The organism is Saccharopolyspora sp. ID03-671 (genome assembly GCF_045278815.1).
Classification (GTDB): domain Bacteria; phylum Actinomycetota; class Actinomycetes; order Mycobacteriales; family Pseudonocardiaceae; genus Saccharopolyspora; species Saccharopolyspora ipomoeae.
Genome location: NZ_CP134054.1, coordinates 856203 through 876000, shown reverse-complemented (window position 1 = coordinate 876000; position 19798 = coordinate 856203). Strand labels below are relative to the sequence as shown.

The 19798-nt window shown below is 71.3% G+C and carries 14 protein-coding genes and 1 pseudogene; 8 read left to right on the top strand and 7 right to left on the bottom strand.

What is annotated here, in order from left to right; translation table 11 throughout:
• Positions 1 to 60: 60 nt before the first annotated feature.
• Together REH65_RS04175 and REH65_RS04170 are read right to left on the bottom strand one after the other, a co-directional pair.
• Positions 61 to 1101 (bottom strand): hemolysin family protein, encoded by a 1041-nt coding sequence (locus REH65_RS04175; RefSeq protein ID WP_406691355.1) that lies wholly within the window; start codon positions 1099 to 1101, stop codon positions 61 to 63.
• Positions 1098 to 2438: a hemolysin family protein gene (locus REH65_RS04170; protein WP_406691354.1), complete on the bottom strand. Its 1341-nt coding sequence runs from the start codon at positions 2436 to 2438 to the stop codon at positions 1098 to 1100. The genes REH65_RS04175 and REH65_RS04170 overlap by 4 nt, the downstream gene beginning before the upstream one ends.
• A 419-nt stretch (positions 2439 to 2857) precedes the next feature.
• Between REH65_RS04170 and REH65_RS04165 the strand changes: the two genes are divergently transcribed.
• Entirely contained in the window at positions 2858 to 4336 is a 1479-nt protein-coding gene (locus REH65_RS04165) for a peptide MFS transporter (RefSeq protein WP_343231374.1), read from the top strand.
• 80 nt (positions 4337 to 4416) lie between these two features.
• Here the strand turns inward: REH65_RS04165 and REH65_RS04160 are convergent, their stop codons facing one another.
• The 3 genes from REH65_RS04160 to REH65_RS04150 all read right to left on the bottom strand — a co-directional run bounded on the left by REH65_RS04160 (position 4417) and on the right by REH65_RS04150 (position 8789).
• Complete coding sequence (locus tag REH65_RS04160; protein ID WP_406691353.1) at positions 4417 to 5934, bottom strand: alpha/beta hydrolase; 1518 nt, start codon at positions 5932 to 5934, stop codon at positions 4417 to 4419.
• 98 nt (positions 5935 to 6032) lie between these two features.
• Positions 6033 to 8129, bottom strand: coding sequence for an FUSC family protein (locus REH65_RS04155; protein ID WP_406691352.1), 2097 nt, complete (start codon positions 8127 to 8129; stop codon positions 6033 to 6035).
• A 66-nt stretch (positions 8130 to 8195) separates the two neighbouring features.
• The gene (locus REH65_RS04150; protein WP_281455818.1) at positions 8196 to 8789 is read right to left on the bottom strand and encodes a TetR/AcrR family transcriptional regulator; all 594 of its coding nucleotides are present in this window, start codon (positions 8787 to 8789) and stop codon (positions 8196 to 8198) included.
• Positions 8790 to 9020: 231 nt separating this feature from the next.
• Here REH65_RS04150 and egtA point away from each other — a divergent pair, with 231 nt between their 5' ends.
• The 4 genes from egtA to egtD are packed head-to-tail and all read left to right on the top strand — an operon-like array spanning position 9021 to position 13325.
• Positions 9021 to 10253: an ergothioneine biosynthesis glutamate--cysteine ligase EgtA gene (gene egtA, locus REH65_RS04145; protein ID WP_406693078.1), complete on the top strand. Its 1233-nt coding sequence runs from the start codon at positions 9021 to 9023 to the stop codon at positions 10251 to 10253.
• A gap of 32 nt (positions 10254 to 10285) precedes the next feature.
• Entirely contained in the window at positions 10286 to 11614 is a 1329-nt protein-coding gene (gene egtB, locus REH65_RS04140) for an ergothioneine biosynthesis protein EgtB (protein ID WP_406691351.1), read from the top strand.
• 2 nt (positions 11615 to 11616) lie between these two features.
• Positions 11617 to 12378, top strand: coding sequence for an ergothioneine biosynthesis protein EgtC (egtC, locus tag REH65_RS04135; RefSeq protein ID WP_406691350.1), 762 nt, complete (start codon positions 11617 to 11619; stop codon positions 12376 to 12378).
• A complete protein-coding gene (gene egtD, locus REH65_RS04130) occupies positions 12360 to 13325 on the top strand; it encodes an L-histidine N(alpha)-methyltransferase (RefSeq protein WP_406691349.1) in 966 nt (321 codons plus the stop codon). Before egtC ends, egtD begins: the two co-directional genes overlap by 19 nt.
• 31 nt (positions 13326 to 13356) lie before the next feature.
• Here egtD and REH65_RS04125 read toward each other — a convergent pair whose 3' ends face one another.
• Positions 13357 to 13587 carry a hypothetical protein gene (locus tag REH65_RS04125; protein ID WP_281455821.1) on the bottom strand — a complete coding sequence of 77 codons (231 nt, stop codon included), beginning with the start codon at positions 13585 to 13587 and terminating at the stop codon, positions 13357 to 13359.
• 529 nt (positions 13588 to 14116) lie between these two features.
• On the opposite strand from REH65_RS04125, the gene REH65_RS04120 reads away from it, so the two are divergent.
• From REH65_RS04120 to REH65_RS04110, 3 genes are all read left to right on the top strand, one after another.
• Positions 14117 to 15415: an aspartate aminotransferase family protein gene (locus REH65_RS04120; RefSeq protein WP_406691348.1), complete on the top strand. Its 1299-nt coding sequence runs from the start codon at positions 14117 to 14119 to the stop codon at positions 15413 to 15415.
• A complete protein-coding gene (locus REH65_RS04115; protein ID WP_406691347.1) occupies positions 15412 to 16905 on the top strand; it encodes a CoA-acylating methylmalonate-semialdehyde dehydrogenase in 1494 nt (497 codons plus the stop codon). The genes REH65_RS04120 and REH65_RS04115 overlap by 4 nt, the downstream gene beginning before the upstream one ends.
• 95 nt (positions 16906 to 17000) lie before the next feature.
• A complete protein-coding gene (locus REH65_RS04110) occupies positions 17001 to 18299 on the top strand; it encodes a PrsW family intramembrane metalloprotease (protein WP_406691346.1) in 1299 nt (432 codons plus the stop codon).
• Positions 18300 to 18311: 12 nt separating this feature from the next.
• Here the strand turns inward: REH65_RS04110 and REH65_RS04105 are convergent.
• Positions 18312 to 19741 (bottom strand): annotated as a pseudogene (locus REH65_RS04105) (tripartite tricarboxylate transporter permease).
• Between the last annotated feature and the right edge of the window lie 57 nt (positions 19742 to 19798).

Genomic DNA, 19798 nt, shown 5'->3' with positions numbered 1-19798 from the left:
AGTTGGGCCAGATGGGCGAGGCGCGGTTCGCCGCGCCTCGCCCAGATGCGCCTCCGGCCGTCAGTGGACGTGCGTTCCGTCGCGGACCGTGCCGACGTACTCCTCGACGAGGTCCTCCAGCGCCACGACGCCGACCGCCGTGCCCCCGGCGTCCACGGCCGCGGCCAGGTGGCTGCCGGCCCGCCGCAGCGAGGTCATCGCCTCGTCCAGCCGCGCGGTGACCGGCACCGTCGGCAGATCGCGCCTGCGCGCGTCGGCGATCGGCGTGCGCGGGTCGTCGCCCGCCTGGTCCAGCACGTCCTTGATGTGCAGGTAGCCCAGCAGCCTGCCGTCGTCGCCGCGCACCGGGAAGCGCGAGAAGCCGGTGTCGGCCACCAGCCGCTCCACGTCGCCCAGCGTCGGCCGCCCCGGCAGCGTCGTGACCTCCCGCAGCGGCACCAGCACGTCGGCGACGGTGTGCTCCGCCGACGACAGCGTCTGGGCGAGCCTGCGGTGCTCGGACTGCTCCAGCAGCCCCTCGCGCCGCGACTCCACCAGCAGCTCGGCCAGCTCGGTCGAGGTGTAGGCCGTCTCCAGCTCGTCCTTCGGCTCGATCCGCAGCAGCTTGAGCACCGCGTTGGCCATCATGTTGAACAGCGCGATGAGCGGTCGCGCCAGCTGCACGAAGCCGACCAGCGGGGGCACCAGCCACAGCGCCATCCGCTCCGGCTCGGCCAGCGCCAGGTTCTTCGGCACCATCTCGCCGACCAGCACGTGCAGCACCACGACGATCGCCAGCGCGATCGCGAACGCCACCGCGTGCGTGATGGCAGCCGGGATGCCCAGCGCGGTGAACGGGCCCTCCAGGAGATGGGCGACAGCGGGTTCGCCGATGCGGCCCAGGCCCAGCGAGCACAGCGTGATGCCCAGCTGCGCGCTGGTGAGCATCAGCGAGCCCTCCTGGCTCGCCTTGATCACCGTGCGGGCCCGGCCCACGCCCTGGGCCAGCAGCGCCTCGAGCCGGTCGCGTCGGGACGACAGCAGGGAGAACTCCGCGCCCACGAACAGCGCGTTGAGCGCCAGCAGGACGACGCCGAGCAGCAGTGCGAAGGAGTCGCTCATCGGTTCGCCTCCGTCGCGTCGGCGTGCGCGGGCTGCTTGTTCAGGCGCAGCTCGGCGATGCGGTGCTTGTCCATGCGCATGACGGTCAGCCGCCAGCCGTCGGTGTCGAGCTGGTCCCCGACGGTCGGGATGCGGCCCAGCCGCCACAGCAGCAGTCCGGCGACCGTCTCGTAGTCGCCCTCGGGCATCGCGAAACCGGTGGCCTCGGCGAGCTCGTCGGGGCGCAGCAGGCCGGAGATCAGCCAGGAGTCGTCGCCTAGCCTGCGCACGGCGGCGATCTCCAGCCGGTCGTGCTCGTCGCGGACGTCGCCGATGATCTCCTCGACCACGTCCTCCAGGCTCACGATGCCTGCGGTGCCGCCGTACTCGTCGACGACCACCGCCAGCTGCAGGCCGGAACCGCGCAGCCGGTTGAGCAGCGCATCACCGTCCAGAGTGGCCGGAACCGTCGGCACCGGGCGGGTCAGCGTCTCGACCCGCGCCGTCTCGCGGCGCTCGGCCGGGATGCCGAAGGCCTGCTTGACGTGCACGACGCCCTGGACGTCGTCGAGATCGCCGCCGTGCACCGGGAATCGCGAGAAACCGGTGCGGCGGGCCAGGTCCAGCAGGTCCACGACGGTCTCGCCGACCTGCAGCGAGGCGACCTTGACGCGCGGGGTCATCAGCTCCTCGGCGGTGCGGTCGCCGAAGCGCAGCGAGCGGTCCATCAGCCGCGCCGTGGACTCGTCGAGCGTGCCGTGCGCGGCGCTGGAGCGCACGATCGAGCCGAGCTCGTCGGGGGAGCGCGCCGAGCGCAGCTCCTCCTGCGGCTCGACGCCGAGCCTGCGCACCACCCAGTTCGCGCTGTTGTTCATGGCGTCGATGAGCCACTTGAACACCTGCGAGAAGCGCGAGTGGTAGCCGGACACGGCGCGCGCGGTCGGCAGCGGACGGGCGATGGCGAGGTTCTTCGGCACCATCTCGCCGAAGACCATCGACAGCGCCGTCGCCAGCAGGATCGCCAGCGCCAGCGAGATGCCCTCGGCCACGCCCAGCGGCATGCCCAGCACGGTCATCACCGGCTGGATCAGGTCGCCGATGAGCGGCTCGGCCACGTACCCGGTGATCAGCGTGGTCAGCGTGATCGCGACCTGCGCGCCGGAGAGCTGGAACGAGAGGGTGCGGTGCGCTCGCTGCACGGCGCGGGCGCGCTTGTCGCCGACCGTGCGGACGTGGGAGTCCACGGTGGAGCGCTCTAGCGAGGTCAGCGAGAACTCCGCCGCCACCGCCAGACCCGTGCCCGTGGTGAGAACCGCGATGAACAAGAGGCCGGCAACGGCCAGCAGGACGTCGATCAACCCTCGGCCCGCCTCGTGCTCGCGACCGTGGGTCGGGGGGAGCCGGGTCTGCTACCCGGCTCGGTACTGCTTCCCTCAGGGGATTGTGCCGCAGGCACTGAAGTGCTCACTCCCGAAAATAGAGAAAGACCGCGTTGGAATTGGTCATAACGAGTATACCGGGAGTTCCGGTGTGCTCCCGGTAGCGCCACGATTACGATTCGCGGCTTTCCCGGAGTTGTCGACAACGGTCAGGCGTGCGGCGCGACGTGTGGCGCGGCATGCTCCTCACCAGGCGCGTTGGCGTCGCGGAGGGTCCGTTGTGGCCGGTCGGTGGCTGGTTCTCGCCCCGATGGTCTGATCCATCCTACCTCGAAGTAACCTGCGTCAAACGTCGTCGCGGCCACCGCCGCGCTGAACAATCACGAGAGGACGTGATCGTGAGCACACCCACGGTTGCGGACGCGCCGCAGAAGGGTTTCTTCGGACACCCGCGCGGTTTGTTGACGCTGTTCTTCACCGAGATGTGGGAGCGGTTCTCCTACTACGGCATGCGCGCCATCCTGGCGTACTACCTCTACTACGCGGTGTCCGAAGGTGGCCTGGGCATACCCGAGTCCACCGCGCTGTCGGTGGTCGGCGTCTACGGCGCCTCGGTCTACATGACCGGTGTTCTCGGCGGCTGGCTCGCCGACCGGATCATGGGTGCGCAGAAGGCGGTCCTCTACGGCGGCGTGATCATCATGCTCGGCCACATCGGACTGGCGCTGCCCGGTGGCATGACCACCGTGCTCATCGGCCTGGTGCTGCTGGTGATCGGTACCGGCCTGCTCAAGCCCAACGTCTCGGGCCTGGTCGGCACCCTCTACAGCGCCGACGACAACCGGCGCGACGCCGGTTTCTCGATCTACTACATGGGCATCAACCTCGGTGCCTTCGTCGCCCCGTTCGTCGTGGGCACGCTCGGCGAGAAGGTCAACTGGCACCTCGGCTTCGGCGTCGCCGCGGTCGGCATGGCGCTGGGCCTGATCCAGTACGTCGTCGGGCAGAAGCACCTCGGCAGCGGCGGCAGCGCCCCGGTCAACCCGCTGCCCGCCGAGCACAAGGGCCGCGTCCTGGGCCGCGCCGGCGGCATCGCGCTGGCGTTCGTGGTGGTGCTGATCGGACTGTCGGTCAGCGGCGTGATGGGCCTGGAGGGCCTGGTCAACCTGATCAGCATCATCTCGGCGGTGCTGCCGGTCGTCTACTTCGCGGTGATGCTCTCCAGCAAGGAGATCACCAAGGTCGAGCGGGACCGGCTGATCGCCTACATCCCGCTGTTCCTGGCGACCGCGCTGTTCTTCCTGCTCTTCGAGCAGCAGCCGAACACGCTGGCGAACCTGGCCGAAGCCGACACCGATCTCAACGTCCTCGGTTTCGCGATCCCGGCGTCCTGGTTCCAGTCGGTGAACCCGCTGACGATCATCATCCTCGCGCCGGTCATGGCGACGTTGTGGATGAAGCTGGGCTCGCGCCAGCCGTCCACCCCGCAGAAGTTCGTCGGCGGTCTGTTCTTCGTGGCCGTGTCGTTCCTGTGGGTCGTGCTGTCGAAGTTCGTCGGTGCCGACGACGGCAAGCACCTGCCGATCATGCTGGCGCTGGTCTTCGTGATCATGACCGTGGGTGAGCTGATGCTCTCGCCGGTCGGCCTGTCGGCCACCACCAAGCTGGCGCCGAAGGTGTTCGCCTCGCAGATGATGGGCCTGTACTGGCTCGCCCCCGCGATGGGTCAGGGCCTGGGCGCCCAGGTGGTCAAGATGTACTCGGTGGAGAACCAGCAGATGTACTTCGCGATCATCGGTGTCGCCACGATCGCCTGCGCCGGACTGCTGCTGCTGTCGGCGCGCAGCATCAAGCGCTACATGCACGGCGTGCTCTGACGGTGCTCTAGCCACCAGGCACCCGCGCGCGAAGGAGGCCGGTCCCCGAGCGGGACCGGCCTCCTCGCGTTCCGGCGGGGTCAGCGCAGGTCGTAGGTGCGGGACTCGCGCGTCTCCGGGGCCGACGGGTCGGGCTCCGGGTGGCCGGGGATCGCCACGTCCTCGCCCGGCAGCGTCCCGCGGACCAGGTAGTCGGCGCCGATCCGGTCGGCCTCGTCGTTGCCGGACAGCGCCCACACGCCGTGCTTGCCCGCGTCCCGCTCGGTGACCAGCACCGACGACGGCAGCGACCGGTGCATCTCGACGGCGCCGGCGTAGGGCGTGGCCACATCGTGCTCCGAGTTGAACATGAGAACCGGGGGCAGTCCCTCGCCGGTGATCTTCGTGGGCTCCTGCCGGGGCGCCCGCCACGTGCGGCACGGGGCGACGGTCCAGCTGTTGAACCACGCGGCGAACGGGTGCTGGGCCGCGACCTGGCGGGAGTCGCGCTCCCACTCCGCGCGCCGGGCGGGCCACGGGGCGTCGGCGCACTCCACCGCGTTGTAGATGGCGTTGCCGTTCTCGGCCAGCGCGTCCTTCGGCACGACCATCGCCGCCAGCGCCCGATCGTCGCCGCGCAGCTGGAAGTCCGCCAGCCCCTGGGCCAGCGGCTGCCAGTCGGACTCGCCGTAGAGGGCGTTGAAGCTGATCTCGATCAGCTCGGAGGGGCCCAGCGGGCCGCGCGGCGCCCGGCGCAGCTCGGCCTGCGTGCGCTGCCAGGCCGCCTTCACCTCGCGCCGGTCGGTGCCCAGGTGGAAGACCTGGTCGTGGCGGGCGACCCAGCCGAAGAAGTGATCGAGGCGCTGCTGCGCGGCCACGTCCTGGGCGAGGTTGTTGCCGTACCAGATCTCCGAGGTGTCCGGGTTCACCGAGCTGTCCAGGACCATCCGGTCCACCCGCTGCGGGAACAGTTGCCCGTACACCGCGCCCAGGTAGGTGCCGTAGGAGTAGCCCAGGAAGCTGATCTTCTGCTCGCCCAGCGCGGCCCGGATGGCGTCCATGTCGCGGGCGTTGGTGGGCGTGTTCAGGTGCGGCAGGTACTTGCCCGCGCGCTGCGCGCAGCCGTCGGCGTAGGTCTCGGCGCGCTGCCAGTTCGCCTCCCGGGCGGCGGGGGAGTCCGGGTCGGGCAGCGGGTTGGTCCAGTAGCTCGCCGGGTCGACGCAGTGGATCGGGGCGCTGTGCGCGGTGTTGCGGGTGTCGAAGCCGATCAGGTCGTAGGAGTCGCGGACCTCCGGCGGGACCAGCCCGGCCAGCGTGCCCGCGAAGTCCACGCCCGGCCCGCCCGGACCGCCGGGGTTGACCAGCAGCGATCCCCTGCGGGCCTGCGGGTTGCGGGCCGGCAGCTTGGAGACCAGCAGCGGGACCCGCTCACCGCCGGGGTTCGCGTGGTCCAGCGGAACCTCGACGGTGGCGCACGTCAGCTGCGGGTAGGGCGTGGCGACGTCCTGCGGGCACGGGCCGAACCGCAGGGCCGGTTGCGCGACGGCGGGGCCGACCGTCGCGGGTGCGACGGCCAGCGCGGCCACCGCCGCCAGGCCGAGCGCGATCGAACGCTTCACGTGAGCTCCTCAGACGCGTGGAGGCAGTTGATCTCGCAGCCTAGGAGCGGCAGGGGAGGTGATCGGCGGACTCGGTGCCGTGTCGCCGGAAGGGGGTGTCAGCTTCGCCCGGCCAGGTGAGTCCCGGTCAGGTGGGAGTCGGTGCCCAGCTCGCGCGCCAGCTCGTCGAGGATCTGGGTCGTGCGGTCCAGGAACCGGACGCTGCGGTGCAGCGACGTGGGCCCGTCGGTGAGCGACTCGGACAGGTCGTGCAGCTCGTCGGAGCGGCGGTGCGCCGCGGCCAGCGCCTCGTCGAAGGGGACCTGGCCCTCGTCGGTGAGCGCGTCGGCGGCGTCGGCCAGCGCCCACAGGTGCTCGGCCAGCCGGTCCCGGGTGTCGGCGTCGACCATCTCGGCGGCGTCGCCCAGCGCCACCGACAGGTTGCGGACGTAGTACGCGCAGCCGCTGAGCTTGGCGGCCATCCGCTGGACCTGGCTGCGCCGCGACCGGAACCGGTAGACCGTCAGCGGGTTGGCGCTGGTGAGCACCTTCTGCAGCGCGTCGTCCAGGGCGCGGGTGGGTTCCTGCAGGCCGGAGGCGGTGCCGTGCTCGCTGAGCTCGGTGCCGGTGCTGCGCAGGAAGTCCCGCAGCGCTTCGAGGAACTCGGAGGTGTTGTTGCGGACCACCTCGCGGGTGCGGGTGGGCAGCACGAACACCGCCGCCAGCACCCCGGCCAGCGCGCCCACCGCGGTCTCGGCCAGCCGCGTCTCCAGCACCGAGGCGTCGAACGTGCCGAGCATCCCGTACAGCGCGCCGAGCAGCGTGGTGATGAAGAACGTCATCGCCGCGTAGGAGTAGCCGACGAAGTAGAACGCCAGGAACACGCACAGCAGGATCACCGACAGCTCCGCGGTGAGGTCGCCGCCGACCTGCGCGGCGACCAGGATCCCCGCCAGCACCCCGAGGATGGTGCCCGCCGTGCGCTGCCAGGCGCGCACCAGCAGCTCGCCCCGGCTGTTGGTGCTGATGAACACCACGAACGCGGTGATCACCGCCCAGTACCAGCGGTTCGGCGAGACGAGCTGGCCCAGCACGATCGCCAGCCCGGCCGCGACGGTGACCTGGATGGCGGTGCGCAGCTCAGGGCGGGCCAGCCCGGTCTGCTCGTCGGCGGACTCCTCGGTCTCGTCGGCGACGTCGGCCTCGGTGTCGTCGGTGCGTTCGCCCAGCTCACCGGTCGCCTCGGCCAGCTCGGCCAGCTCGGTGCCGAGGCTGCGGATGGCCATCGCCACGTCGACCGAACCGCGGTCCTCGATCTGCTCGGAGACCCGGCGGGTCGTGTCGCGGATCTCGCGCGGACGGCTCTCCAGCACCGACAGCAGCGCGCCGACCGCGTGCGGCACCACACCACCACCGCTGGGGTGGTCGACCAGCCGCAGCAGCCGGGTCACCAGGTTCTCCGCGGCCAGCTCCACGTCGAGGATCCGCTGCCGCAGCACGGTGCGGCCGGCCTCGGAGAGCTCGTCCATCCGGCCGACGGTGCTCTCCAGCATCAGCGAGGTCTCGTTGAGCCGGGCGGAGCGGTTGTGCAGCTTGCGCCGCCGGGCCGCCGAGTCCGGCTGGTCGGCGACGTCGCGGACCGCGTGCAGCAGCCCGTGCACCTGGGCGCGCAGCGTGCGCCGCCCGCGCGCGAGCACCCCTTCCGGGTCGTCGCGCAGCACCAGGAACCGCAGGCCCGCCGCGGCGAGCGTGCCCAGCAGCACGGCGACCACCAGCGCCGGGAACTGGGCGGGCTGCGGGCGCAGGAACATCGCGAAGAAGTAGCCCATGAACGCGACCATGCCCAGCGGGAAGAACCGGGGTCCGAACCGCCGCACGTAGACCGCGACGAAGATGACCACCAGGAACACCGCGCTGTGCAGCGGTGGCGAGAACTGGGTGGCGATCGACAACCCGAGCGCCGCCAGCACCGGCAGCGGCAGCAGCGCGTAGGTGATCGCCTGGCCTCGCCGGTCCGGGTCGTTGACGCCCAGCGAGCCGTTGATCGCCACCACCGCGCCGATCATGGCGCTGGGCAGCGGCTGCCGCCACCAGGCCAGCAGCGGCACGGCGACCGCCAGCGTCAGGGCGACGGCCAGCGTCACGCGGATCGCGGTGCGCAGCCTCCGCAACGACGGGTCGGACGCGAGGAAGCGGTTCCACCACTCGCTGGCCACGCGCACTCCTTCACCTCGGCCGACCCGTGAGGCGAGGTTACGCCGAACGGGACTGGCGCTGTGGGATCAGCGGCCCCGGTGACGTCGCACGCTCTCCTCGACGACGTCGAGCACCGAGACCAGGTGCCGGTCGGGCAGACCCATCGCCAGGTGTGAGACCAGGCCCTCCAGGACCAGTTCCAGGTAGGCGGTGAGGACGTCGACGTCGACGTCGTCGCGCAGGTTGCCGGACTGGTGCTGCCACTGCAGACGCGCCCGGGTGGCGGCGGTGAGCGCCTCGGATCGCTGCGCCCACCGCTCCCGGAACTCGTGGTCGGTGCGCAGCCGGCGGGAGACCTCCAGCCGGGTTCCCAGCCAGTCCGCGCCCAGCGCGCGAGCTTCCGCACCGGCGGGTTCCTGGAGCAGGTTGCGCATCACCTGCACCAGGCCCTGCTCGGCGACGACGTCGGCCATCCGCGCCGCGTCGTCCTCCGCCAGGGCGAGGAACAGCGATTCCTTGTCCTTGAAGTGGTGGAAGATCGCGCCGCGCGACAGGCCGGTTGCTTCTTCTAGGCGCCGGACGGTGGCACCCTCGTACCCGAAGCGCGCGAAGCAGGACCGCGAACCGTCGAGGATCTGACGGCGTCGCGCGTCCAAGTGGTCCTGGCTGACCCGGGGCATGCCGTGAATCCTCGCAGGACGGTCCCGGCCATCGCAATCCGTACGTACGTTTTGTTGGCGTTTCGAGCACATCGCACCCGAACAGGTCCGCTGTGGGCGGTTCTCGGCTCATCCGGACCGCCCGACGGCCGGGCGATAACAGCTGCGCGGGGGCAGAACAAGGCTCGCGACTGTCAGAGGTGGGCGGTAGCGTCGGTAACCGGCCAATCACGGGCGGTGATCATCTTGCCGATATCTGCCGATCGTTCAGCCGATCCTTCAGCCGACGAGTTCCCCACCTCGCGAGTCCGCACCCGAGCGGAGGCCGAGGCCTACGTCGCCTCGGTGTGCTTCAAGCACGGCCCTCCGCGCCTGCTGGGCGTCGAACTCGAATGGACCGTGCACCACCGATCCGATCCGGGACGTGCCCTCGACGCCGCGACGCTGGTCGCCGCGCTCGGCCCGCACGCACCCCGCTCCCTGGTCCCCGACAGCCCCCAGCAGGCGCTGCCGAACGGCTCCGTGCTCACCGTTGAGCCGGGTGGCCAGGTCGAGATCTCCAGTCTTCCCACCACGTCGCTGCGCTCGCTGCTGAGCGTGGTCGCCGCCGACTCCGACTACCTGCGCCGCCGCGTCGAGCGAGCGGGCCTGGTCCTCGGCGACAGCGGCATCGACCCGCACCGGCACCCGCACCGGATCCTGCAGGTGCCGCGCTACCGGGCCATGGAGAACGCGTTCGACCGGATCGGCCTGGACGGCAGGCTGATGATGTGCAGCACAGCGGGCGTCCAGGTGTGCCTGGACGCCGGTGAACCCGACCGGATCGCCGCGCGCTGGAACGCGCTGCACGCCCTCGGACCGGTGATGATCGCGGCCTTCGCGAACTCGCCCCGGCTGTTCGGCCAGGACACCGGTTGGGCCTCCACCCGCACCCGGGTGCTGCTCGACACCGACCCGCCGCGCACCAGACCGGGCCCCACCAAGGGCGACCCCGTCACCGGCTGGGCGCGGCGGATGCTGGACATGTCGCTGGTGTGCCGCAGGCGCGACGGCGACGACTGGTCGGCGCCGGCCGGGCTGAGCTTCGCCGAGTGGATCCACGGCGGGCTGCCGGACCCACCCACCCACGACGACCTCGACTACCACCTGACCACGGTGTTCCCGCCGGTCCGCGCCCGCGGCTACCTGGAGGTCCGCTACCTGGACGCGCAGTCCGGGACGAACTGGATGTTGCCGACGGCCGCGCTCGCCGCGCTGTTCGGCGACGAGTCCGTGGTGGACAAGGTGGCGGTGATGGCCGCACCCGCGGCCGGGCGTTGGGTGCACGCCGCCCGCTTCGGGCTCGCCGACCCGGTGCTGGCGCGCTGTGCCCGCGAGATCTTCGACCTGGCCTGCCGACTGCTCGACCGCCTCGGCGACGGTGTCGGCGACGGTTTGTCGGACCGCCTCGCCGAGCACCTGGCTCAACGGCTCGCCCGAGCCTGACCCGATCCCGTCACGACCTGGAGGAGTGCGCGGTGAAAGAACTGCAGGAACTGGGAACCGAAGACCTGCGCGAGCACGTCGCCACCGAGCTCGCCCGCACCCGCCGGCGCAGCGCTCGGCTCACCGACGCCGTCGACGACGAAGACCTCGTCAAGCAGCACTCACCGCTGATGTCGCCGCTGGTGTGGGACCTCGCGCACGTCGGCAGCCAGGAGGAGCTGTGGCTGGTGCGCGACGTGGGCGGACGCGAACCGATCCGGCCCGACATCGACGACCTCTACGACGCCTTCCAGCACCGCCGCGCCGACCGCCCCGAGCTGCCGCTGCTCGGCCCTCGCGAAGCGCGGGACTACATCGGCACCGTCCGCGAGAAGGTCTTCGACCTCCTCGACGACGCCCCGCTGGAGGGGCGCAGGCTCGTCGAGCAGGCGTTCGCGTTCGGCATGATCGTGCAGCACGAGCAGCAGCACGACGAGACCATGCTGGCCACCCACCAGCTCCGCGACGGCCCGCCCGCGCTGCACGCCGAACCGCCGCCCGCCGCGCCCGCCGAAGCGCTGCCCGGCGAGGTGTTCGTGCCCGGCGGACCGTTCACGATGGGCACCTCCACCGAGGCGTGGGCGCTGGACAACGAGCGCCCGGCGCACGAGGTGCACGTCGACGCGTTCTACCTGGACACCACGCCGGTCACCAACGCCGAGTTCGCGCGGTTCATCGACGCGGGCGGCTACCGGGACCCGCAGTGGTGGAGCGAAACCGGGTCGCGCTACCGCGCCAAGGCCTCGCTGGAGGCACCGAGGTTCTGGTTCCGCGACGGCGACCGGTGGTGGCGCCGCCGCTTCGGCCACGTCGAGGAGGTGCCCGGCGACGAACCCGTGGTGCACGTCAGCTTCCACGAGGCCGAGGCCTACGCGGCCTGGGCGGGCAAGCGCCTGCCCACCGAGGCCGAGTGGGAGAAGGCCGCCCGCTACGACCCCGCCACCGGCCGATCACGCCGCTACCCCTGGGGCGACGACGAACCCGACGAGACCCGAGCGAATCTCGGGCAGCGGCACCTGCGACCGGCACCGGCCGGTGCCTACCCGCTGGGCGAGGCTCCGTGCGGGGCGCGGCAGCTCATCGGCGACGTGTGGGAGTGGACCTCCAGCGACTTCCTGCCGTACCCGGGTTTCGTCGCGTTCCCGTACCGCGAGTACTCGGAGGTGTTCTTCGGCTCCGATCACAAGGTGCTGCGCGGCGGCTCGTTCGGCACCGACCGCGCCGCGTGCCGGGGCACGTTCCGCAACTGGGACTTCCCGATCCGGCGGCAGATCTTCGCGGGCTTCCGCTGCGCCCGCACCCCGCTCCCGGACGAGCGCTGAGCATGTGCAGGCACCTGGGTTACCTCGGGACACCGGTGTCGCTGGCCGAGCTGCTGCTCACCCCGGCGCACTCGCTGCTGGAGCAGTCGTGGGCGCCGAACGACATGCGCGGCGGCGGGACCGTCAACGCCGACGGCTTCGGCGCGGGCTGGTTCCGCCACGACGGCACCACCGGGACCTACCGCAACGGAGCGGCGATGTGGACCGACACGTCGTTCCCGGCCCTGGCCCGCGAACTGCGGGTCCCGGCGGTGGTGGCGGCGGTGCGCTCGGCGACCGTCGGCATGCCGGTCGGGCCCGAGCTGTGCGCGCCGCTGACCGACGGGCGGTGGCTGTTCAGCCACAACGGGAAGGTCGGCGGTTGGCCGGATACGCTGGCCAAGCTCGCGTCCCGGCTGGACCCCGCGGACCTGCTCACCGCCCAGCCCACCGATTCCGCCGTGCTGTGGGCGCTGCTGCGGCAGCTCCTCGACGACGGCGCCGCACCCGAGGACGCCGTGTCCCGGCTGGTGCGGGAGGTGCACGCCGTCGCGCCCGAGTCGCGGCTGAACCTGCTGCTGTCCGACGGCACCCGGATCGTGGCCACCACCTGGACGCACTCGCTGTGGGTGCGCCGGGAACCGGGCGCGGTGACCGTCGCGTCCGAACCCTTCGGCCCCGCGGAACCGTGGGTCGAGATCCCCGACCGCTGCCTGGTGGTCGCCGACGCCGAGCACACCGAAGTCGTCTCCCTGGGGGAGGATTCGTGCGACATCCCGAACTGACCGTGCGCTTCACCGAAGCCGACGCCGACCGCGAACTGCGGGCCGACGTGCGCGAAGGGCTCACCGATCACCCGAAGTGGCTGTCCCCCAAGTGGTTCTACGACGCCGAGGGCAGCGAGCTGTTCGAGCGCATCACCGAGCTCGACGAGTACTACCAGACCCGCGCCGAGCACCAGATCCTGCGGCGCACGGCGCTGACCATCGCCGAGCTCACCAACGCCGCGACCCTGGTGGAGCTCGGTTCCGGTTCGTCGGAGAAGACCCGGCTGCTGCTCGACGCCCTCGGCAAGCACGGCACGCTGCGGCGGTTCGTGCCGCTGGACGTGTCCGAGTCGGCGCTGCGCGGCGCGGTCGCCGCGATCGAGGCCGATTACCCGGAGCTGGAGGTCTCCGGGGTCGTCGACGACTTCACCACCGGGCGCCTCGACGAGGGCGACGGGCGTCTGGTGGCGTTCCTGGGCGGCACCATCGGCAACCTCCTCCCGGAGGAGCGCGCCGGGTTCTTCGGAGCTCTGCACGCGGCGATGCGGCCGGGGGAGTGGCTGTTGCTGGGCACCGACCTGGTCAAGGAGCCTTCGCGGTTGATCCGCGCCTACGACGACGCCGAGGGCGTGACCGCCGAGTTCAACCGCAACGTGCTGCGGGTGCTCAACCGGCGGCTCGGCGCCGACTTCGACGTGGACTCGTTCGAGCACGTGGCGCGCTGGAACACCGATCAGGAGTGGATCGAGATGCGGCTGCGCGCGGTGCGCCCGATGCGGGTGCGGGTGCGCGAGCTGGCGCTGGACGTGGAGTTCGCCGAGGGCGAGGAGATCCGCACCGAGATCTCGGCGAAGTTCCGGCGTAATCGCATCGCCGACGAGCTGGCCGTGGCCGGGTTCGACCTGGGCAGCTGGTGGCTCGACGACGCGGCCGAGTTCGCGCTGTCGCTGTCGGTCGCGCGGTAGCCCGCCGCCCCGGCGCGGCGAAGCACCCGGGTCACCGCTCCAGCTCGGGGTCCGAGGGGCCGGGGAGTCGCGACATGCACCGCACGCACGGCATCCCGGCCGGCTGCTCGGACACCTCGGCCACGTACGAGGGGATCTGCAGGCCGCACAAGGTCCGCCACGCGGCCGGGAACGGTCCCTCCGGCCGGGCCGCCAGGTGCGTCTGACGGCGGGACTCCGCGACCACTCCTGCGGAGAACCGCACCGCGACCACTGTGCTCATCGTGTCGCCCCCGGTGGTTGTGCTGCGCCCGGCCGCAGGCTCGTGTCCACCGGGTCTCCCGGCAGGCCGTGGGCGGACTGGGCGTCGTGGTTCCGGTTGATCATTTTCCCCACCTCCGCGGACGGGACTCGTCCACGAGGCGGTCGTGACGCGAGGCTAGGCGGGTTGACCCGTTCGGCCCAACGGCCATGCGCGAAAACGACCAATTGATCACCCGAAGGGGTTGCCGGAGCGCTGGTGAGCACGCGTGGTGATCGGCATTCGGGGGAGCCGGGCCCGGAGAACTGGGCTGAAGCAGGGCCGGCCACGCGAGCGCCAGCTACTGGGGGGGGAGGTGCTGGTGCCGCGTGACCGGCGGGGCACAGGTTACACCCGGTGCCCGAGCGGTCATCGGGGGTAGCGGTGCGCGCCTCCTGCGGTGGCTGATCGCACCCCATCGTGTTGATCACGTGGTCCGGACCGTGGCCGCGCGGCGCCCGACGCGACAGACTGGTCGGACCGCCACGAGGTCGCCTGAGCAGGAGGAAGAATGTCGGATTCGCTGTTGGCGCGGCACAAGGCCGTGATGCCGGACTGGCTGTCGCTGTACTACCAGGAGCCGATCGAGATCGTCAGCGGCTCGGGCCGCCACGTCACCGACGCGGACGGCAACACCTACCTGGACTTCTTCGCCGGCATCCTCACCAACGCCATCGGCTACGACATCGACGAGATCAGCGACGCGATCCGCCGCCAGGTCGACACCGGTGTGCTGCACACCTCGACGCTGTACCTGATCCGCCGGCAGGTCGAGCTGGCCGAGCGCATCGCCGAGCTGTCCGGGCTGCGCGACCCGAAGGTGTTCTTCACCAACTCCGGCACCGAGGCCAACGAGACCGCGCTGATGCTCGCCACCCAGAAGCGCCGCAGCAACCAGGTGCTGGCACTGCGCAACTCCTACCACGGGCGCGCGTTCGCGACGCTGGCCGTGACCGGCAACCGGGGCTGGTCGGCGACGTCGCTGTCGCCGGTGAAGGTCAGCTACGTCCACGGCGGCTACCGCTACCGCAGCCCGTTCTCCGCGCTGTCCGACGCCGACTACATCGCGGCCTGCGTCGACGACCTGCGCGAGGTCATCGAGACCACCACCGCCGGGGACGTGGCCTGCATGATCGCCGAACCCATCCAGGGCGTCGGCGGGTTCGCCACCCCGCCCGACGGACTGCTGGGCGCGTTCGCCGAGGTGCTCGACGAGTACGGCATCCTGCTCATCTCCGACGAGGTGCAGACCGGCTGGGGCCGCACCGGCGAGCACTTCTGGGGCATCCAGGCCCACGGCGTCACCCCGGACGCGATGACCTTCGCCAAGGGGCTGGGCAACGGTCTGGCGATCGGCGGTGTCGTCGCCGAATCCGCGCTGATGGACGACATCGGTGCGAACTCCATCTCCACCTTCGGCGGCAACCCGGTCTCCACCGGCGGTGCGCACGCCGCGCTGGAATACCTGCTGGCCCACGACCTGCAAGGCAACGCCGCCAAGCTCGGTTCCCAACTGCTGCAGGGGTTGCGAGCCCACGACAGCGCGTTGATCGGCGACGTGCGCGGCAAGGGCCTCATGATCGGCGTCGAACTCGTCGTGCCCGGCGGCAAGACCCCGGCGCCCGAGGCCGCCGCGCGGGCGATGGAACTGGCCAAGCAGCGGGGTCTGTTGATAGGGAAGGGCGGGTTGCACGGCAACGTCCTGCGCCTGGCGCCGCCGATGACGCTCACCGAGTCCGAAGCGGCGCACGCGCTGCAGGTGCTCACCGAAACCGTCTCGCTGGCCGAGCAGGAGCTGTTCTCATCATGACCGAGCTGATCGATCACTGGATCGCGGGCGCCCCGGCGGGCGCCACCCCGGAACGCACCGGGGCGGTGTTCAACCCGGCGACCGGGGAGCGGACCGGCACGGTCGCCTACGCCGACGGGTCCGATGTGGACGCCGCGGTGTCCGCGGCCGCCGCGGCGCAGCGCGAGTGGAAGCGGGCGTCGCTGGCCAAGCGATCCTCGGTGCTGTTCGCGTTCCGGGAACTGCTCAACGCCCACGCCGACGAGCTCGCCGCGATCGTCACCGCCGAGCACGGCAAGGTGCTCTCCGACGCGGCCGGGGAGGTGCAGCGCGGGCTGGAGAACGTCGAGTACGCCTGCGGCATCCCGAACCTGCTGCAGGGCGGGTTCTCGGAGAACGCCTCGACCAGCGTCGACGTGCACTCCACCCGGCAGCCGGTGGGCGTGGTCGGGGTGATCTCGCCGTTCAACTTCCCGGCGATGGTGCCGCTGTGGTTCGCACCCAACGCGATCGCCTGCGGCAACTCGGTGGTGCTCAAGCCCAGCGAGAAGGACCCGTCGGCGGCGCTGTTCCTGGCCCGCTTGTGGCAGCGGGCCGGGCTGCCCGACGGCGTGTTCAACGTGGTCCAGGGTGACAAGGTCGCGGTCGACGCGCTGCTGGAGCACCGCGACGTCAAGGCGATCTCGTTCGTCGGCTCCACCCCGATCGCCCGCTACGTCTACGAGACCGGCACCGTGCACGGCAAGCGCGTGCAGGCGCTGGGCGGGGCGAAGAACCACATGGTGGTGCTGCCCGACGCCGACCTGGACCTGGCCGCCGACGCCGCGGTCTCGGCCGGCTTCGGTTCGGCGGGGGAGCGCTGCATGGCGGTCTCGGCGGTGGTGGCGGTCGACCCGGTGGGCGACGAGCTGGTCGCCAAGATCGCCGAGCGGATGGGCAAGCTCCAGGTCGGCGACGGCCGCCGCTCCTGCGACATGGGCCCGCTGGTGACCGCCGCGCACCGGGACCGCGTCGCGTCCTACGTGGACGCCGGGCTGTCCGCCGGCGCGGAGCTGGTGGTCGACGGCCGGGGCGTCGACGTTGACGGCGCCGAGGGCGGATTCTGGCTCGGTCCCACGCTGTTCGACCACGTGCAACCCGAGATGTCGATCTACGCCGACGAGATCTTCGGGCCGGTGCTGTCGGTGCTGCGCGCGCCCACCTACGACGACGCTCTGACGCTCGTCAACGCCAACCCGTACGGCAACGGGACCGCGATCTTCACCGAGAACGGCGGCGCCGCCCGCAGGTTCGGCGAAGAGGTCGAGGTCGGGATGGTGGGCGTCAACGTCCCGATCCCGGTGCCGGTCGCCCAGTTCTCCTTCGGCGGCTGGAAGGACTCGCTGTTCGGCGACTCCCACGCCTACGGTCCGGACGGCATCCGGTTCTTCACCCGCACCAAGGTGATCACCACGCGCTGGCCCGATCCCTCGCACGGCGGTGTGAACCTGGGCTTCCCGCAGAACAGCTGACCCGCCCGCCGGTCGGCCCCCCGGGGACATCGGTCGTCCCCGGGGGCCGATTCCGGGGCTGACCGGACTGGAGCCCGGCGGATCTCCTACGCGGCATGCCCGCACTGAGCCCGAAATCGGTTCTGGAAGGACGCAGCACCAACCGCGCGCCGGTGTCGCTGATCATCGGACTGGTGGTCTCCGGCGTCTGCCTGCTGCTGGCGCTGGCGTCCTACTTCGCGATGGACCCCGGTGCGCCGGGCAACGTCGTGATCGGCATGCTGCTGGCGCTGCCGACCGCGATCGTGCTGGTGGCGCTGATCCTGCTGATCGACCGGCTGGAACCGGAACCGCGGCTGAACCTCCTGGTGGCCTTCGGCTGGGGAGCCGGGGTGGCGCTGCTGGGGGCGTTGATCGTCAACACGCTCGGCGAGTCGGTGCTGGCAGTCGTTCTGGGGCCGGAGCCCGCGACGGTGCTGACGGTGTCGGTGATCGCACCGGTCGTCGAGGAGAGCTTCAAGGGCGCTCTGCTGCTGTTCCTGCTGCTGGTGCGGCGCAACGAGATCGACGGGCCGACCGACGGGATCGTCTACGCGGGGCTGTGCGGGCTGGGCTTCGCGCTCGTCGAGAACGTCCTCTACTACATGCAGGGCCTGGCCTCGGTGCCCGGCGAGATCTGGGGCACCGTCCTGATCCGCGGCGTGGTGGCTCCGCTGGGACACCCGATGTACACGGCGATGACCGGTCTGGGCATCGCCTACGCCGCCACCCACCGCGGCGTCGGCCGGGTGTTCGCGCCGATCCTGGGCTGGTGCGCGGCGGTGTTCCTGCACGCGCTGTGGAACGGCGGCTCGGTGCTGTTCGGCTTCGGTGGCTTGGTGCTGGCCTACCTGATCGAGGCCGCGGTGCTGCTGGCGCTGGTGATCGTGCTGGTCCGGGACCGCAGGCGCTTGGTGCACCTCATCGGCCGATACCTGCCCTCCTACATCCCCAGCGGGCTGGTGGCGCCCAACGACATCCAGATGCTCGGCACGATGCGCGGTCGCCGCCAGGCCCGGAACTGGGCCCGGCACCAGGCCGGTGCCGTGGGGGCGCAGGCGATGGGCGACTACCAGCTGGCGGCCACGGAACTGGCGCTGCTGCACGCCCAGGCCGAGCGCCGCACGATCGACCCGCAGAGGTTCTTCGCCCGCCGCGGGCAGATCGTGACCCTGATGGGCATGGCGCGCGAGGCGTTCTTCCGCCGCATGCCGCAGCCGAAACCCGCGCCGTGGGCGCGCAACCAGCAGTCGGGCTTCTTCACCGTGCCGCAGCAGCTCAACGACATGCCGACGCACAAGCTGCGCATCCCGCCCCAGCCCCCGCAGCCGCCTCAGCCGCCTCAGCCCCCAGGGCGGCCCGGTCCCTGGAGGTGAGGCGGTCGGGCGCTACAGCTCGGCCTGCTCGCGGGTGTCCTCGGGCGCGGTGCGGCGTGCCCGCAGGAGGTTCCGCACCAGCGGCAGCAGGACGACCACGGCCAGCAGGGCCAGCAGCGTGCCCGAGATGGGCCTGGTGAGGAAGCCGGTCGGGTCCCCTTCGAACAGGAGCAGCGACCGGCGCAGCGAGGTCTCCAGCAGCGAGCCCAGGACGAAGGCCAGCACCAGCGGCCCGGGTTCGAACGCGAACTTCTTCATCAGGTAGCCCAGCAGGCCGAAGGCGATGACCAGGGCGATGTCGAAGACGCTGTTGCGGACGGTGTAGACGCCGATGAGCGTGATCAGCACGGTGATCGGGGCCAGGATCGACTCGCGCACCCGCAGGATCTTCACGAACAGCCCGACCAGCGGGATGCTCATGATCAGCAGCAGGATGTTCCCGATGTACATCGAGTTCACCACGCCCCAGAACAGCTCGGGTTCCTCGTCCACGAGCTGAGGCCCCGGTGTGACGCCTTGGATCAGCAGGGCGCCGAAGATCATCGCCATCGTCGCGTTGGCCGGGATGCCCAGCGTCAGCAGCGGGATGAACGACGAGGTCGCGGCCGCGTTGTTGGCCGTCTCGGGCGCGGCGACGCCTTCGACGGCCCCGTTGCCGAAGCGCTCCGGGGTCTTGGACCGGCGCTTCTCCACCGCGTGGCGGCCAGGGACGACAGCGTCGCGCCGCCGCCGGGCAGCACGCCCAGCACGAACCCGAGCACCGAGCCCCGCCCGATCGCCCCGGAGGACTGCCGCAGATCCGCCCGCGACGGCCACACGTTGGCGACCCGGCCGGGCGCGGTCGCGGCCTTGTGGCGCTGTTCGAGGTTGTGCAGGATCTCGCCGAGCCCGAACAGGCCCATCGCGATGGGGACGAAGTCCAGCCCGTCGGACAGCGACAGCACGTCGAAGGTGAACCGCTCGGAGCCGGTGAACGCGTCCCGGCCGACGGTGGCGAGCAGCAATCCGAGGGACGCGGCGATGAGGGCCTTCACCTTGCCGCCGTTGCTGACGGTGGCGACCAGCAGGATGCCCAGCAGCGCCAGCGCGCTGTACTCGGGCGGGCCGAAGTCCAGCGCGAACCCGGCGATCAGCGGTGCCAGGAACGACAGCGCCACGATCGACAGGGTGCCGCCGGCGAACGACCCGATGGCGGCGATGCCCAGCGCGGTACCGGCTTTGCCCTGGCGTGCGAGGGCGTGCCCGTCGAAGACGGTCACCACCGAGGAGGCCTCGCCGGGCAGCCGAAGCAGCACCGAGGTGATGGTGCCGCCGTACTGCGCGCCGTAGAAGATGCCGGCGAGCATGATGATTGCGGTGACCGGCTCGACGTTGAACGTCAGCGGCAGCAGGATCGCGATCGTCGCCGCCGGTCCGAGGCCGGGCAGCACGCCGACGAGCATGCCGATGACGACGCCGAGGAAGCAGTACAGCAGGTTCGTGGGTTCGAGAACGACGCC

Bases quoted from the DNA above. Each gene is read 5' to 3' on its own strand.
- REH65_RS04110 (WP_406691346.1), top strand. From the start codon at position 17,001: ATGCCCGCACTGAGCCCGAAATCGGTTCTGGAAGGACGCAGCACCAAC.
- REH65_RS04175 (WP_406691355.1), bottom strand. From the start codon at position 1,101: ATGAGCGACTCCTTCGCACTGCTGCTCGGCGTCGTCCTGCTGGCGCTC.
- REH65_RS04150 (WP_281455818.1), bottom strand. From the start codon at position 8,789: ATGCCCCGGGTCAGCCAGGACCACTTGGACGCGCGACGCCGTCAGATC.
- egtC (WP_406691350.1), top strand. From the start codon at position 11,617: ATGTGCAGGCACCTGGGTTACCTCGGGACACCGGTGTCGCTGGCCGAG.
- REH65_RS04115 (WP_406691347.1), top strand. From the start codon at position 15,412: ATGACCGAGCTGATCGATCACTGGATCGCGGGCGCCCCGGCGGGCGCC.
- REH65_RS04120 (WP_406691348.1), top strand. From the start codon at position 14,117: ATGTCGGATTCGCTGTTGGCGCGGCACAAGGCCGTGATGCCGGACTGG.
- REH65_RS04125 (WP_281455821.1), bottom strand. From the start codon at position 13,587: ATGAGCACAGTGGTCGCGGTGCGGTTCTCCGCAGGAGTGGTCGCGGAG.